General features: G+C 66.0%; 14 protein-coding genes and 1 tRNA gene. 11 read left to right on the top strand and 4 right to left on the bottom strand.

The features are described 5' to 3' along the window. The first annotated feature begins 31 nt into the window (after window positions 1-31). The 5 genes from LCL94_RS03685 to LCL94_RS03665 all read left to right on the top strand — a co-directional run bounded on the left by LCL94_RS03685 (window position 32) and on the right by LCL94_RS03665 (window position 5,260). Window positions 32-721, top strand: coding sequence for a site-2 protease family protein (locus LCL94_RS03685; protein ID WP_224831038.1), 690 nt, complete (start codon window positions 32-34; stop codon window positions 719-721). Continuing rightward, window positions 721-1,641 (top strand): tRNA pseudouridine(55) synthase TruB, encoded by a 921-nt coding sequence (gene truB / locus LCL94_RS03680; protein WP_224831037.1) that lies wholly within the window; start codon window positions 721-723, stop codon window positions 1,639-1,641. The genes LCL94_RS03685 and truB overlap by 1 nt, the downstream gene beginning before the upstream one ends. A gap of 5 nt (window positions 1,642-1,646) precedes the next feature. Continuing rightward, window positions 1,647-1,916, top strand: coding sequence for a 30S ribosomal protein S15 (rpsO, locus tag LCL94_RS03675; RefSeq protein ID WP_224831036.1), 270 nt, complete (start codon window positions 1,647-1,649; stop codon window positions 1,914-1,916). Window positions 1,917-2,088: 172 nt separating this feature from the next. Then, the gene (gene pnp, locus LCL94_RS03670; RefSeq protein WP_224831035.1) at window positions 2,089-4,386 is read left to right on the top strand and encodes a polyribonucleotide nucleotidyltransferase; all 2,298 of its coding nucleotides are present in this window, start codon (window positions 2,089-2,091) and stop codon (window positions 4,384-4,386) included. Between the two features lie 169 nt (window positions 4,387-4,555). Next, window positions 4,556-5,260 carry a spermidine synthase gene (locus tag LCL94_RS03665; protein ID WP_224831034.1) on the top strand — a complete coding sequence of 235 codons (705 nt, stop codon included), beginning with the start codon at window positions 4,556-4,558 and terminating at the stop codon, window positions 5,258-5,260. On the opposite strand, the gene LCL94_RS03660 is transcribed toward LCL94_RS03665, so the two are convergent. Together LCL94_RS03660 and LCL94_RS03655 are read right to left on the bottom strand one after the other, a co-directional pair. Continuing rightward, window positions 5,243-6,427: a sensor domain-containing diguanylate cyclase gene (locus LCL94_RS03660; protein ID WP_224831033.1), complete on the bottom strand. Its 1,185-nt coding sequence runs from the start codon at window positions 6,425-6,427 to the stop codon at window positions 5,243-5,245. The genes LCL94_RS03665 and LCL94_RS03660 overlap by 18 nt on opposite strands. Window positions 6,428-6,606: 179 nt before the next feature. Continuing rightward, window positions 6,607-7,290: a GcrA family cell cycle regulator gene (locus LCL94_RS03655; RefSeq protein ID WP_224831032.1), complete on the bottom strand. Its 684-nt coding sequence runs from the start codon at window positions 7,288-7,290 to the stop codon at window positions 6,607-6,609. 72 nt (window positions 7,291-7,362) lie between these two features. On the opposite strand from LCL94_RS03655, the gene LCL94_RS03650 reads away from it, so the two are divergent. The 3 genes from LCL94_RS03650 (at window position 7,363) to LCL94_RS03640 (ending at window position 9,546) form a co-directional block, all read left to right on the top strand. Then, window positions 7,363-8,265 carry an ABC transporter permease gene (locus tag LCL94_RS03650; RefSeq protein WP_412070770.1) on the top strand — a complete coding sequence of 301 codons (903 nt, stop codon included), beginning with the start codon at window positions 7,363-7,365 and terminating at the stop codon, window positions 8,263-8,265. 58 nt (window positions 8,266-8,323) lie between these two features. Continuing rightward, window positions 8,324-8,399: transfer RNA gene (locus LCL94_RS03645), tRNA-Ala, on the top strand. A 37-nt stretch (window positions 8,400-8,436) separates the two neighbouring features. After that, entirely contained in the window at window positions 8,437-9,546 is a 1,110-nt protein-coding gene (locus LCL94_RS03640; RefSeq protein ID WP_224831031.1) for an NAD(P)/FAD-dependent oxidoreductase, read from the top strand. On the opposite strand, the gene LCL94_RS03635 is transcribed toward LCL94_RS03640, so the two are convergent. Both LCL94_RS03635 and queF read right to left on the bottom strand, forming a co-directional pair. After that, a complete protein-coding gene (locus tag LCL94_RS03635; RefSeq protein ID WP_224831030.1) occupies window positions 9,524-10,312 on the bottom strand; it encodes a DUF1499 domain-containing protein in 789 nt (262 codons plus the stop codon). The two genes, LCL94_RS03640 and LCL94_RS03635, sit on opposite strands and share 23 nt — an antisense overlap. A 20-nt stretch (window positions 10,313-10,332) precedes the next feature. Continuing rightward, window positions 10,333-10,791, bottom strand: a complete 459-nt coding sequence (gene queF, locus LCL94_RS03630) for a preQ(1) synthase (protein ID WP_224831029.1) — start codon at window positions 10,789-10,791, stop codon at window positions 10,333-10,335. A gap of 103 nt (window positions 10,792-10,894) precedes the next feature. On the opposite strand from queF, the gene LCL94_RS03625 reads away from it, so the two are divergent. The 3 genes from LCL94_RS03625 to metC are packed head-to-tail and all read left to right on the top strand — an operon-like array spanning window position 10,895 to window position 14,086. After that, window positions 10,895-12,001 carry a hypothetical protein gene (locus LCL94_RS03625; RefSeq protein WP_224831028.1) on the top strand — a complete coding sequence of 369 codons (1,107 nt, stop codon included), beginning with the start codon at window positions 10,895-10,897 and terminating at the stop codon, window positions 11,999-12,001. Window positions 12,002-12,038: 37 nt separating this feature from the next. Then, window positions 12,039-12,872 carry a sulfurtransferase gene (locus LCL94_RS03620; protein ID WP_224831027.1) on the top strand — a complete coding sequence of 278 codons (834 nt, stop codon included), beginning with the start codon at window positions 12,039-12,041 and terminating at the stop codon, window positions 12,870-12,872. Window positions 12,873-12,874: 2 nt separating this feature from the next. After that, window positions 12,875-14,086, top strand: coding sequence for a cystathionine beta-lyase (gene metC / locus LCL94_RS03615; RefSeq protein ID WP_224831026.1), 1,212 nt, complete (start codon window positions 12,875-12,877; stop codon window positions 14,084-14,086). Window positions 14,087-14,088 lie beyond the last annotated feature (2 nt).

Raw genomic sequence — 14,088 nt, 5'->3', positions numbered from 1 at the left:
AGCCGGCGCCCCGGCTTCCTACATTCCGGCAATGACAGATACTCTGATCCTCGCGGCGATCCTGATCCCGTGCCTCGTTATCGCCATCGTGTTCAACGAGGTCGCGCACGGGTGGGCCGCGCTGGCACTCGGCGATACCACTGCCCGGGACATGGGGCGCCTTACGCTCAACCCGATCAAGCATGTCGACCCCGTCGGCACGCTGCTGGTGCCGGGCGCGCTGGCGCTGTTCGGCGGGCCGGTGTTCGGCTGGGCAAAGCCCGTGCCTGTCAATGCGAACCGGCTCAATAACCCACGCTACGGCATGATGGCGGTCGCGGCTGCAGGGCCGGGGACCAATATTCTGCTCGCCTTCGTCGGCGCGGTGCTGGTCGGCATCGCCTCGGGCCTGGCGACGAACTGGGGCACGCAGTTGCCCGAATTCGCGATGACCGCCTTCGGTGCGTTCATCCTGATCAATGCCTTCCTCGCATTCTTCAACCTGCTGCCGATCCCGCCCTTCGACGGGTCGCACATCCTGGGCGGCCTGCTGCCGCGGCGCTGGGCGAGGCACTGGCAGCAATTGCAGGCCTTGGGCATGCTGCTGCTCGTCGTGATCATCGCGGCCAGCTGGGCTTTTCCCGACGCGCGCTGGATCGAGAACACCGTCTGGCCGCCGGTCGAATGGATGAGCGGACTGTTCTTCTCGGTCGCCGATTCCATCGCCCGCTTCCTCGCCTGATGACGGAACGCACGAAGCCTGCACCGCACGGTTGGCTCGTCCTAGACAAGCCGCGCGGCCTCGGCTCGACCCAGGCGGTCGGCATGGTCAAGCGCGTGCTGCGCCAGGGTGGCCATGCAAAGACCAAGGTCGGCCATGGCGGCACGCTCGACCCGCTGGCCGAAGGCGTGCTGCCCATTGCTCTGGGCGAGGCGACCAAGCTGGCCGGCCGGATGCTCGATGCGAGCAAGATCTACGATTTCACGATCCGCTTCGGCGAGGAAACCGACACGCTGGATACCGAAGGCGAGGTGGTCGAGCGGAGCGAGGTCATCCCTTCCGCCGCCAAGGTTTCCGCCATCCTCCCGCACTTCACCGGCCCGATTGAGCAGGCACCGCCCGCCTATTCGGCGATCAAGGTCGACGGCAAGCGCGCCTACGACCGCGCCCGCGCAGGCGAGCAGGTGGAGATGAAACTGCGCGCTGTGACCATTTACTCGCTCGATCTCGTCCAAGCCGGCGAAGGCCAGGTCACACTGCGCGCGCACGTGTCCAAGGGCACCTACATCCGCTCCCTTGCACGGGATATCGCACAGGCGCTTGGAAGCTGCGGACACGTCACCTATTTACGTCGCGTCAAGGCGGGTCCTTTCCTCGAGGAGCAGGCGATTTCGCTGGACAAGCTGGAGGAAATCGCTAAGGGCGCGCCTCTTGAACACCTACTCCTGCCGCTAGAGGCGGGGCTGGACGACATCCCGGCTCTATCCCTCGATCCCGACAGCGCGCAGGCGGTCCGCCAGGGCCGGGTATTGTCGGAACTGCCCCATACCGACGGGCTCTATCTCGCGAAGCTGGAGGATACTCCCGTAGCGCTGATGGAACTCACCGGTGGCTCGGCCAAGGTCGTGCGGGGTTTCAACCTGCCGGATGTCGCGGAGTAAATGAAATGTCGGTTACCGCCGAAAAGAAGCAAGAGATCATCAAGGACAACGCCCAGGGTTCGAACGACACGGGCAGCCCCGAAGTACAGGTCGCGATCCTCACCGAGCGTATCCGCAACCTGACCGATCACTTCAAGGACCACCACAAGGACAACCATTCGCGTCGTGGCCTGCTCATGATGGTCAACAAGCGCCGCAACCTGCTCGCCTATCTCAAGAAGAAAGACGTCGAGCGGTACAATGCGCTGATCGCGAAGCTGGGTCTTCGCAAGTAAGAGTTTCCGGAGGGCGGCTCATCGGGCCGCCCTTCGTTTATCCGGCTCCCGAGCAATCCGGCTGGGAGCGGACAATGGGGCGCAGACAGCCCCGCACCGGACCGGGACGGAATACCCGGCACAGTAGGCCCCGCGAGCGCAATGTGGCCCCGCGGGTTCAGAAGGAATATCAATGTTCGACACGAAAACCGTATCGGTGGAGTGGGGCGGAAAGACCCTCACTCTGGAAACCGGCCGTATCGCCCGTCAGGCTGACGGTGCCGTTCTGGCCACTTATGGCGAAACCGTGGTGCTGTGCGCCGTGACCGCCGCCAAGAGCGTCAAGGAAGGCCAGGACTTCTTCCCGCTCACCGTCCACTACCAGGAAAAATTCTCGGCAGCAGGCCGTATCCCGGGTGGTTTCTTCAAGCGTGAGCGCGGCGCGACCGAAAAGGAAACGCTGACCAGCCGCCTGATCGACCGTCCGATCCGCCCGCTGTTCCCCGAAGGTTTCTACAACGAAATCAACGTCATTTGCCAGGTCCTGTCGTTCGATGGCGAGACCGAGGCCGACATCGTCGCCATGGTCGCCGCTTCGGCTGCGCTGACCATCTCGGGTGTGCCCTTCATGGGCCCGATCGGCGCCTGCCGCGTCGGCTTCATCGATGGCGAATACGTCCTCAACCCGAAGCAGGACAAGGCGCTGGAAGACGGCCGCCTCGACCTCGTCGTCGCTGCGACTCAGGACGCCGTGATGATGGTCGAATCCGAAGCCAAGGAGCTGACCGAAGAGGAAATGCTCGGCGCCGTGATGTTCGCGCATGACGAGAGCCGCAAGGTCATCGGTGCAATCATCGACCTGGCCGAGCAGGCTGCCAAGGACCCGTGGGAAATCGACCAGTCGGACGACAAGTCGGCGATGAAGTCGGAACTCATGGGCCTGATCGGCGACGATATCGCCGCTGCCTACAAGCTGACCGACAAGTCGGCCCGTGCCAACGCGCTCAACGAAGCGCGTGCCAAGGCCAAGGCGCATTACGCCGAAGCCGACGGCCAGACCGCCATGGTCGCCACCAAGCTCGTCAAGAAGCTGGAAGCAGACATCGTGCGCACCGCCATCCTCAAGGACGGCCAGCGTATCGACGGTCGCAAGCTGGACCAGGTCCGCCCGATCGAGGCGATGGTCGGCTTCCTGCCGCGCGCGCACGGTTCGGCCCTGTTCACCCGCGGTGAAACGCAGGCGATCTGCACCACCACGCTGGGCACCAAGGACAGCGAGCAGATGATCGACGGGCTGGAGGGTCTCTCCTACTCGAACTTCATGCTGCACTATAACTTCCCGCCGTACTCGGTCGGTGAAGTGGGCCGCTTCGGCGCGCCGGGCCGTCGCGAGATCGGCCATGGCAAGCTGGCGTGGCGTGCGCTGCACCCCGTCCTGCCCTCGCATGACGATTTCCCCTACACCATCCGTATCCTGTCGGACATCACCGAGTCGAATGGCTCGTCCTCGATGGCGACGGTCTGCGGCGGCTGCCTGTCCATGATGGACGCCGGCGTGCCGATCGAACGCCCGGTTTCGGGCATCGCGATGGGCCTCATCCTCGAAGGCGACGAGTTCGCCGTCCTGTCGGACATCCTGGGTGATGAAGATCACCTCGGCGACATGGACTTCAAGGTCGCTGGCACCGAGAACGGCATCACCACCATGCAGATGGACATCAAGGTGGCCGGGATCACGCAGGAAATCATGGCCAAGGCGCTGGAACAGGCCAAGGCCGGTCGCCAGCACATCCTCGGCGAGATGCAGAAGGCTCTGGGTTCGGCCCGTACCGAACTTTCGGCCCACGCTCCGCGTATCGAGACCATGCAGATCGACAAGTCGAAGATCCGCGACGTCATCGGCACGGGCGGCAAGGTGATCCGCGAGATCGTCGCCGAAACCGGCGCCAAGGTCGACATCGACGACGAAGGCGTGATCAAGATCAGCTCGTCGAATGCCGATGAAATCGCCGCTGCACGCGCGTGGATCGAAGGCATCGTTGAGGAAGCCGAAGTCGGCAAGATCTACAACGGCAAGGTCGTCAACATCGTCGACTTCGGTGCGTTCGTGAACTTCATGGGCGGCAAGGACGGTCTCGTCCACGTCAGCGAAATGAAGAACGAGCGCGTCGAGAAGCCGACCGACGTCGTGTCGGAAGGCCAGGAAGTTAAGGTCAAGGTCCTCGAGATCGACAACCGCGGCAAGGTTCGCCTGTCGATGCGCGTCGTCGACCAGGAAACCGGCGAAGAGCTGGAGGACACCCGTCCGCCGCGCGAACCGCGCGGTGACCGTGGTGACCGTGGCCCGCGCGGCGACCGTGGCGGCGACCGCCGTGGCGGTCGTGGTGGCCGTGGCGGCGACCGTGACCGTGGCCCGCGTCGCGATCGCGGCGACCGTGGCGGCGACAACGGGGGCGGCGAAGCCCACGTGCCGGACTTCCTGAAGGACTAATCCTTCACGGAACCAGACAAGAGGGGGCTGCCGGCTTTCCGGCGGCCCCTTTTTTCATGCCCGACCCGGCTAGCTTGCGCGGGTTGCAGTCCAGACTAAGGCGTGGCGCACCCCGGCCCGGGGCGCTACTGCATGGCCATCCCATCAAGCCTGCCGAGAAAGCCAGCCCATGCTCCCCCGCGAAACCATTGCCACCGCCCAGATACCCGGCGGAGATACGCTGACGCTGGTCAGCCACGGGCGCGATTTCATCATCATGCTGGGGCGTGACGAGCTGATGGGCACGCGCATGCAGTTCAGCGAGGAACAGCTGGCAGAGCTGACGCTGGCGGAGCTCGGCAGGGACAGGCCGCGCGTGCTGATCGGCGGATACGGCATGGGCTTCACCTTCCGCGCCGCGCTGGCGGCGGCAGGAGAGGGAGCAGAAGTGGTGGTCGCCGAAGTGGTCCCCGAAATCCTCGAATGGGCCGAAGGGCCGCTTGCCGAACTGACCGGCGATACGCTGGCCGACCCGCGCGGACAGGTGGTGCTCTGCGACGTGGCGGCGCTGATCGACGATGCCAATGACGGCACCTGCGACAAGTGGGACGCGATCCTGCTCGACGTCGACAACGGCCCGGACGGCATCGTGCGCGACGGCAACCAACGGCTCTATTCCTCCACCGGTCTCGGCAAGGCGCGCGATGCGCTGCGCCCGGGCGGGATACTGGCGGTGTGGTCGGCGGCGCCGGACCACAAGTTCACTCGCCGGCTGAAGGAAGCAGGCTTCACCGTCGAGGAGCGGATCGTGCGCGCCCGGCCCAACAACAAGGGGCCGCGCCACACCATATGGTTCGCCCGCAAGCGCAGTTCGGCGTCAGGCGACCTCGAATAGCGGCGCCTTGTCGGGGCGGAACTCGGTCAGCGCGAGGCTGCGGTTGCGGCCGCCTTCCTTGGCTGCATAGAGCGCGCGGTCGGCCCGCTTCAGCGCGCTGCCCAGCGTGTCGCTGGCGGCAATGGCGGTAAGGCCCGCGCTCGCGGTGACGGCATTGGGCATTTCGGGCACGGCCATGCGCACGGCATGGGTAATCCGGCGGCGTGCGGTTTCGGCCAGGTTCTGCCAATCGTCGCTGTAGATCAGGACGACGAATTCCTCGCCCCCGAGACGGGCCTCGAACAAGTCGTGCCCTTTCAGCGCCTGCGCCACGGCCGCAAGGACGCGGTCGCCCATGTCGTGGCCGAAATTGTCGTTGATCTGCTTGAAGTGGTCACAGTCGATCAGCGCCAGGCCGACCGGGCGCTTGCCGGGGGCATGGACGAAGTGATGCTCCAGACCGCGGCGGTTGGCGATATTGGTCAGCGGGTCGATATGCATCATCTGCTCGGCCGCCTCGATATTGGCGACGGCGCGGTCGCGTTCGAGCATGATCTGGCCGAAATTGCGGATAATACCGGCAAAGGTGACGAGCAGGTCGAGCGTCAGGCCCGCGAGCACGGCCACCTGCCAGTAGGGCAGGTCTTCGCGTGCGAAGAACTCGTAGCTGAAGGCGCCGATGCCGAGCATGATGAGCGGGGCCCAGCCGACCGCCTGGATCTGCGCCACGCGGCTGCCGCGGCGCACCGCCGCCCAGAGGCCGGAGGCGAGCAGGAAGGTAGCCAGCAGCAGCGCGAAATCGTGGAGTTGGTGGAAGATCGGCAGGCGCTCGCCCAGCGGCGTGGCGATGGCTGCGAACAGGCCCAGCGGCAGGATGTACCACAGGTGGCGGCGATGTTGGCCGAGGGTGATGTGCTTTTCGATGTATGTTGCCAGGAACGGGCCGGTGCACGCGACGCCCAGCGACAGCGCGATTTCACTCAGCCGCAGTCCGTCTAGGCCGGAATTGGGAAGCAGGGGTGCGCTGGTAAGCAGGAGCGCCAGTGCCATGGCCGCGAAGAAGGCCATGCGCAGCGCGCCCCACACGAGGTAGCTGCGCCGGACGAGCGGGTAGAGCGCCAGGGCACCAGCCCCGACGACACCCGCTATCCCCAAGAATGCACCGAATGCGGCGCTCGCCCATTCCATCGCTCAGGTCCCGTATCGATAACCCGCAACTGGGCATCGCTCCGTCATCGTTTTTGACAGGCAACCGTGACAAGCTGGTCAACCGATATGGTTGCCAAGGATGAAAGATTTCCTCCGAAATGGCGGAAATCTCCCGTTTTTCGAAGAAACCACCCGTTTAGGTTTGGAAAAAACCCGGCTTAGCGAACGCGCGGACCGCCGAACGGCAGCGGCGGAGGGGGCCGGCGTGCGCCACGCGGCAGCTGTGCCTGGTAGGCCCGGCCGCAATGCTGGACACAATAGGGGAAGCCGGGGTTCACGGCTTCGCCGCAGAAGTGAAAATCCGGTTCGCCCGGGTGGCCCATCGGCCAGCGGCAGACCTTGTCCGACAGGTCGAGCAGGCTGGTCTTGTCGGCGATCGAGGGATCGGGCTTGGCCGGCACGAGGCGGCGCGGCGGGGCCGGCGGGATCGGCGGCTGCTGGTCGCCCGGACCCTGGCGCAGGAAGCCGCCGGGGCCGACCGACACGATCTTGGGCAGGTCGGGCGTCTTGTTGGGCAGCGGCTGCGAGGGCACGGCATCGGCCTTCGTCGCCGGGGCGGCAGGCTTTGCAACCGGCGCGGCGGCAGGCTTGGCTGGCTTTGCAACCGGACGCGGCGCGGCCTTCTTGGGCGCGGCCTTGGGTGCGGCGGCGGCAGGCTTGGCAGCCTTCTTCTTCTCGCCGGCCTTGACCGGGGAAGGGCGCGATTTCAGGCCGAGGCGATGTGCCTTGCCGATGACGGCGTTACGGCTGACGCCGCCAAGTTCGTCGGCGATCTGGCTGGCGGTCGACCCGCTTTCCCACATCTTCTTCAGCGTCGCGATCCGTTCGTCGGTCCAGCTCATACTCGTTCCGTATTCCTTCACTGCGCCCGGCACGGCTTGCCAGCCGGGTAGCTTGGCCCTAGGCGCACGCCCATGGCCGATCAAGTCCAACCCGTGTCCCCGGACATGCCACAAGGCGATGCCTCTTTCACCGAAGAGAATGCCGGGAGGAAGGGTCGTTTCCCCGAACGCGGTCAGCCGGTCATCACCGGGATCAACCGCGTGGGTCTATGGAGCCTCTATATTAAGGAGGTTCGCCGTTTTCTCAAGGTCCAGACGCAGACGATCTGGGCACCTGCGGTTACCACCCTGCTGTTCCTTGTCATCTTCACCGTGGCACTGGGCAGGACGGACCGCGAAATCCTCGGCGTGAACTTCGCCACCTTCGTCGCGCCGGGCCTGATTGTCATGGGCATGATGCAGAATGCCTTTGCCAATTCCAGCTTCTCGCTGCTGTCCGGCAAGATCCAGGGGACCATCATCGACCTCCTCATGCCGCCCCTGTCGGTGGGCGAACTTATGGGCGGCATCGTCGCCGCCGCGATCACGCGCGCGATCATGGTGGGCGGCGCTGTTGCTCTGGCGATGGCCTTCTATCCGGGCGTCGACCTGTCGCTCGCCCATCCCTGGGCAGTCGCCTGGTTCGGGCTGATGGGGGCGGCCATGCTCGCCATCCTCGGCCTGCTGGCATCGATCTGGGCTGAGAAGTTCGACCACAACGCCGCGGTCACCAACTTTGTCATCGCGCCGCTCAGCCTGCTGTCGGGCACCTTCTACGTCATCGACAACCTTGCGCCGGCTTTCCAGGCGGTCAGCCGGGTGAACCCGTTCTTCTATGTCATCAGCGGTTTCCGCTTCGGCTTCCTCGGCGAAAGCGACATTGGCGACACCAACGAGGCGGTCATTTCCAGCGCGCTCGGCCTCGGCCTGTTCAACCTCGTTCTGGCCTATTTCGTGTACCGCGTGCTCAAGTCCGGCTGGAAGATCCGCAGTTAGGACTTTGCCCTTTCCGGGCGCTTTTCTTTTCGCTAATTGCGTGCGCCTTGCCTGGAACGGGGCCGTAGCTCAGTTGGGAGAGCGCGTCGTTCGCAATGACGAGGTCAGCGGTTCGATCCCGCTCGGCTCCACCAGGTTCCCCGCCTGGTAAATCCCCGCTAGACCCGCCCGATGGACGGCAGGACCCTCCTTCTGGTGGGCGCAGGACATGCGCATCTCGGGGTCATCGACGACATCCGCAAGAAGGGCGCGCCTTGCGGGCGCGTGATCCTCGTCGAGCCGCGCGACGCGATGCATTATTCCGGCATGGTGCCCGGCTGGCTGGCGGGGGAATACCGGGCCAGCGAGGCGATGATCCCGCTGGCGCCGCTGGTCGAGGAAACCGGCATCGAATGGCGAAAGGCCGAACTGGTCGCGCTCGACGCGCAGGCCAGGAAGGCGACCCTTGCCGATGGCACCGTGCTCGAATTCGACGTGTGCTCCATCGCGACGGGCGGAGCGGGACAGGCCGCGAGGCTGCTCGGCGACGATCCCCGCCTGCTCGACATCCGGCCGATCGACGCCTTCGTCGAGCGGTGGCGGGCCCTGCGCGATTCGCCCGCACCGCCGCGGCGGATCGCCGTGGTCGGCGGCGGGGCGGGAGGCGTCGAACTGGCCTTCGGGGCCGCGAATGCGCCGCTGCCGCATCCACTGCGTGTCATTCTGGTTACCGGAGAAAAGGGCCTCCTGCCCGACCATTCGGCGGCTGTTCGCCGGTCGGTCGCACAGGAGCTGGCATCGCAGGGCATCCGGACAATCGCCGAGGAGGCGAAATTCCGCGACGGCAAGCTTTTCGCCGGGGCCGAGCCACTGGGCCGCATCGACCTCGTCATTGCGGCCGTGGGAAGCGGAGCGCCGGACTGGCCGCGGCAGAGCGACCTGCCGGTGGACGAGGAGGGCTTTATCGAGGTCGACACTCACCAGCGGGTCTGCGGTCATCCGCAAATCTTTGCTGCCGGCGATATCGCCCGCCGTACGGATCGCGACCTGCCGCATTCGGGCGTCCATGCCGTCTATGCCGGACCTGTGCTGGCGAAGAACCTGCGCGCTGCGCTTGCGGGACGCGAACCGTCAGGCACCTACCGCGGGCGCGGGATGGACTTCTACCTGCTGAACACGGGCCGCGGCGAGGCGATCATGAGCTATGGCAAAGTCGCCTTGCGTGCCCGCTGGTTGCGGCGGCTCAAGGACTGGCTCGACCGCCGCTGGATCCGGCGGTTCACTCGCCCAGGCGAGCCCTGATCTCTTCCGACAGCTTCTTGAGGCGCGCGCCGTTGTAGCCAAGGTCGGACAGGCCGACCCGGCTGACCGACCGCAGGTCGATCTCGCCGTCACGCACGCGGGCGACGACATCGTCCTTGAAGCCGAACAGGAAGGTTTCCGCGACGCCTTCCACGCGTCCGCCGGCGACGTCGCTGGTGACGTCCATCAGGCCGATCTCCTCCATCGCGAGCGTGACGACGACCATCGCCTCGCTCTGGTCGATAGAATAGGGAATGGTCGCCAGTTCGGGATAGCCATCGCGGATGAGCTGCGCATGCGTGCTGGAGGCGACCGGCTCTTCGGCGTCCTTCCAGGGATCGAGCTGGCCCAGCGGGACCGAATAGTCGTTGAGCGGATTGGCCTGCACCTGCGCGCGCTTTTCCAGCGTCAGCTGCGAGAATTGCGGCGGGTCGTCGACATCGGTCGACACGTCATGGATCGGGGGCACGCTTTCGGCCGTCGTACGGACCGAATTGAGGCCGGCCATCAGCGCAGCGGGGATCGCCAGCGCGATCACGGCCTTCCACCATTCGCCGCGCGGGCCCTTCCACAGGACCGCGACGAGGGCGACCAGTGCCACCAGTGCGGTGATGCCGATAAGGATGGGGCCGGCGCTGCGGACCATCGTGCCGAGGGCAAAGCGCCAGTCGATTATCCCGAACTTGGGTCCGAATACCGCTGCGAGGAACCACAGGGTCAGCAGGACAGCCAGCCACAGGGCTAGTCTGGGTAGCTTTGCGATCATTCGGACAACCTCCTTACTCGTTAGCCGCGCCCACGATAGGACGAGACGCCCTGATCGGGAAGCCATAGTCCTTCGGGCGGCGCGCCGCTCTGCCAGAAGACGTCGATCGGGATGCCGCCGCGCGGGTACCAGTAGCCGCCGATGCGCAGCCAGCGGGGCTTCATTTCCTCGAACAGGCGCTGGCCGATGCCGACCGTCACGTCTTCGTGGAACCCGTTGTGGTTGCGGAACGAGCCGAGGAACAGCTTCAGGCTCTTCGATTCGACGATCGTGTCACCCGGCGCATAGTCGATGACGAGATGCGCGAAGTCCGGCTGGCCGGTCACCGGGCACAGCGAGGTGAACTCCGGCGCGGCAAAGCGCACGAGGTAAAGCTGGCCCTTGCGCGGGTTGGGGACGTAATCGAGTTCGGCTTCTTCGGGCGATGCCGGAAGCGGGCTGTTTTCGCCCAGGAACTTGGGGGTCGGTGTGTCGCTCATGCCGCGCATCTGCCGCGAATGGCGCGCTTGCGCAAGGCGAGGCTTGGACGGGGGCGCTTCACGGCCTATTCAGCGCGGCTTCCCGATCAGACCGACCGATCCCATGACCAAGCGTTTCTGCCTCCCTCTCGCCGCGCTCGTCCTTGCCATGCCCGTGCCCGTGGCCGCGCAAGGCGTGCAGGATTTCCAGCTTCCGCCAGCGCCGACGCCGACGTCCAGCCCCAATGTGCAGGGTCCGGTCGATACCGAAGGCGCCAGCGTGCCGCGCCGGCCGCGAGCGATCCCGACCGCGAGGCCCTCGACCACGCCCACTCCGGCCCCGGCCGCAACGCAATCCCCGGCACCCCGGATCACGCCCGAGCCGCTCACCGGCAGCACGCCGCTTCCGGCGCAGGCCGTGCGGCCCACTCCAACGCCTTCGGTTCGAGCCACGACCGCACCTGCACCCGGCGAAATTACGCCGTCGCCTGAAGCATCAGCGCAACCCGAGACGCCAGCCACCTCGACGCCATTCCCCGGTATCGAGCCCATCGCACCGCCCGCCGACACCGGAGCCGAGACGGTTGGGGAGCAGGCAGGCCTGCCATGGACATGGATCGGCGGCGGCGCGGGTCTCCTCGTCCTGCTCGGCGGGCTGTTCTTCTTCTGGCGCCGCAGGGCGGCCAACGCGGCACCGCCCGAGATCGAGCGGCCTGTCGTCGTGAAGCCGACAGTCAATGCTCCTGCCGCGCCCGCCTTGGCAGGTATCCAGATCAGGGCAGAGGCGATCAGGCTGACGCGATCTTTCGCCAATGCGACGCTCGATTACCGCGTTACGCTGATCAACCGGTCGACTTCCGCGCTTTCCAATGTGAAGCTGTCGGCGGACCTGATCTCGGCCCATGGCGATTTGCCTGCCGAACAACAGGTGGCAACGCCTGCTTCCATGCTCGACCAGCGCCACGCTTTCGACCGGATCGCCCCCGGCCAGAGCGTGCGCCACGAGGGCAAGCTGATCCTCTCGCTGGCGCAGGCAAAGATCATTCACCAGGGCCCTATGGCGCTGCTCGTGCCGCTGCTGCGCGTCCGTGTCGACGGGGCAGGCGATGCGCCGCAGGTGAAGACCTTCGTCATCGGCCAGGGCGTCGAGGATGGCGGGCGCGTCGCCCCCTTCCGGCTGGACGAGGGGCTGCGCAGCTGGTCGCCGGTCGCGGCGCGGGCGCTCGACTGACATCGACACTGCCGTGCGGCCACGCTAGCACGGCCCGATGGACAAGCTCGTCTCGACCGATTGGCTCGCCGCCCGCCTGGGAGCGCAGGATATCGTCATCCTCGATGCGAGCATGCACCTGCCTGGCAGCGAGCGCGACGCGCGGGCCGAGTTCACGCAGCGCCACATCCCCGGCGCGCGTTTCCTCGATCTTGCTAGCTTCATCGACCCCGGCTCAAGCGTGCCCAAGGCGGTGCCCACTCCGGCGCAATTCGCCGAACGGATGCGCGAACTGGGCGTGGCCCGCGGCAGCCGGATCGTTCTCTACGACGACAGCGCCATTCGCAGTGCGGCACGCGCATGGTTCCTGTTCGACCATGCGGGCGAGCCCAATGTGGCGATCCTCGACGGCGGGCTGGGCAAGTGGCTGGCCGAAGGCCGCGAGGTGGACCAAGGCTGCGCGGACCAAGCGCCGCGCGACTACGCCGAACCTCCGCAAACGCGCGCCATTGCCGGCAAGGAGAACGTGCTGGCGAATCTCGACAGCGGAGAGGCACAGCTGGTTGATGCGCGCGATGCCGCGCGTTTCGCCGGCGAGGAAGGCAGCGGGTCGGTAGGCCATATTCCGGGCGCGGCCAACTTGCCCTTCGGTTCACTCCTGAACGAAGACGGCACCTATCGCTCTCCGGGCGAAATCCGCGCCCGCTTCGAGGCTGCGGGGGTCGATCTCGACAGGCCGGTCATTACCAGCTGCAACAGCGGCATGACCGCCTGTGTGCTGCTGTTCGGGCTCGAACTGGCAGGCAAGGGCGATGCCGTCCTGTACGACGGAAGCTGGATGGAATGGGGCGCAGACCCCGACACACCGAAGGAAAGCGGGGCGCGAAACTGACCATGGCAGGCAATCGGGACAAGGACCTTCGCGCGGGCACGCGGCTGGTCACCACGGGGCGTTCGGGCAGTTTCTCCGCCCACGTCGTCAATCCGCCCGTCTGGCGCGCCAGCACGCATCTCTATGCCGATTGCGCTTCGCTGCGCGAGGGCCAGAAGTCGAATGCCGACGGCCATTTTTTCTACGGCCGCCGAGGCGCGCCGACCCAATGGGCGTTGAGCGATGCGCTCACCGAACTGGAGCCCGGGGCGGCCGGCACCGTGCTCTATCCGAGTGGCCTTGCAGCAATCGTCGCGGCGCTCCTCGCGGTCCTGAAGCCCGGCGACGTGCTGCTAGTGGCCGACAATGCCTACGAGCCGACCCGCAATACCGCGATGGGGATACTCAAGCGCTACGGCGTGCAGCACCGCTTCTTCGACCCGCTCGATGCGGACAGCTTTGTCGCTGCCTTCTGCGAGAACACGAAGGCGGTCATGCTGGAAAATCCCGGCAGCCTGTCGATGGAGGTTTGCGACGTTCCGGCATTGGCTCGGATTGCGCGCGAAAAGGGTGCGGTCAGCCTTCTGGACAACACCTGGGCCACCTCGCTCGGCTTCACCGCACTCGCGCATGGCTGCGATATCGCGATTACCGCGCTGACCAAGCATGTCGGCGGCCATTCGGACCTCATGCTCGGCGCGGCCAGCGCCGGCGAGCGGTGGTACCGCAAGCTGCGTATGACGGCGCAGCAGCTCGGCCATGTCGTCTCGCCCGACGATGCCGCGCTCGCATTGCGGGGGCTGCGCACAATGGGCGTGCGGCTGGAGCGGGAGACGGCCTCTGCGCTCGCGCTCGCCGAATGGCTCGATGCGCGCGACGATGTGGCGCATGTGCTGTGCCCGATGCTGCCCGGGGCACCCGGCCATGAGCTGTGGAAGCGCGATTTTACCGGCGGGTGCGGGCTGTTCAGTTTCGTGCTGAAAGAGCGTGACGATGCCGCGCGCTGCCGTCTCGTCGACGCGCTCGACCTGTTCGGCATCGGTTACAGCTGGGGCGGGTTCGAAAGCCTCGCCATCCCCTTCGACATTCCTCCGATACGCAGCACCATGCCCTGGCCCAAGGATGGCTGGGGGGTTGGCGAAAGCTGCGGCATTCGCCTATCGATCGGTCTCGAGGATGCGAGCGACCTGATTGCCGATTTGGATCAGGCATTTGCCGCGATGGACAAGGGATAGAC

This window comes from Qipengyuania gaetbuli (assembly GCF_020171365.1).
Taxonomy (GTDB): domain Bacteria; phylum Pseudomonadota; class Alphaproteobacteria; order Sphingomonadales; family Sphingomonadaceae; genus Qipengyuania; species Qipengyuania gaetbuli_B.
The sequence above is the reverse complement of the archived record's forward strand: the minus strand, read 5'-3'. Positions and strand labels throughout refer to the sequence as shown.

Coding starts and splice junctions, on each gene's coding strand:
- LCL94_RS03685 (WP_224831038.1), top strand. CDS start 32: ATGACAGATACTCTGATCCTCGCGGCGATCCTGATCCCGTGCCTCGTT.
- truB (WP_224831037.1), top strand. CDS start 721: ATGACGGAACGCACGAAGCCTGCACCGCACGGTTGGCTCGTCCTAGAC.
- rpsO (WP_224831036.1), top strand. CDS start 1,647: ATGTCGGTTACCGCCGAAAAGAAGCAAGAGATCATCAAGGACAACGCC.
- pnp (WP_224831035.1), top strand. CDS start 2,089: ATGTTCGACACGAAAACCGTATCGGTGGAGTGGGGCGGAAAGACCCTC.
- LCL94_RS03665 (WP_224831034.1), top strand. CDS start 4,556: ATGCTCCCCCGCGAAACCATTGCCACCGCCCAGATACCCGGCGGAGAT.
- LCL94_RS03660 (WP_224831033.1), bottom strand. CDS start 6,427: ATGGAATGGGCGAGCGCCGCATTCGGTGCATTCTTGGGGATAGCGGGT.
- LCL94_RS03655 (WP_224831032.1), bottom strand. CDS start 7,290: ATGAGCTGGACCGACGAACGGATCGCGACGCTGAAGAAGATGTGGGAA.
- LCL94_RS03650 (WP_412070770.1), top strand. CDS start 7,363: ATGGCCGATCAAGTCCAACCCGTGTCCCCGGACATGCCACAAGGCGAT.
- LCL94_RS03640 (WP_224831031.1), top strand. CDS start 8,437: ATGGACGGCAGGACCCTCCTTCTGGTGGGCGCAGGACATGCGCATCTC.
- LCL94_RS03635 (WP_224831030.1), bottom strand. CDS start 10,312: ATGATCGCAAAGCTACCCAGACTAGCCCTGTGGCTGGCTGTCCTGCTG.
- queF (WP_224831029.1), bottom strand. CDS start 10,791: ATGAGCGACACACCGACCCCCAAGTTCCTGGGCGAAAACAGCCCGCTT.
- LCL94_RS03625 (WP_224831028.1), top strand. CDS start 10,895: ATGACCAAGCGTTTCTGCCTCCCTCTCGCCGCGCTCGTCCTTGCCATG.
- LCL94_RS03620 (WP_224831027.1), top strand. CDS start 12,039: ATGGACAAGCTCGTCTCGACCGATTGGCTCGCCGCCCGCCTGGGAGCG.
- metC (WP_224831026.1), top strand. CDS start 12,875: ATGGCAGGCAATCGGGACAAGGACCTTCGCGCGGGCACGCGGCTGGTC.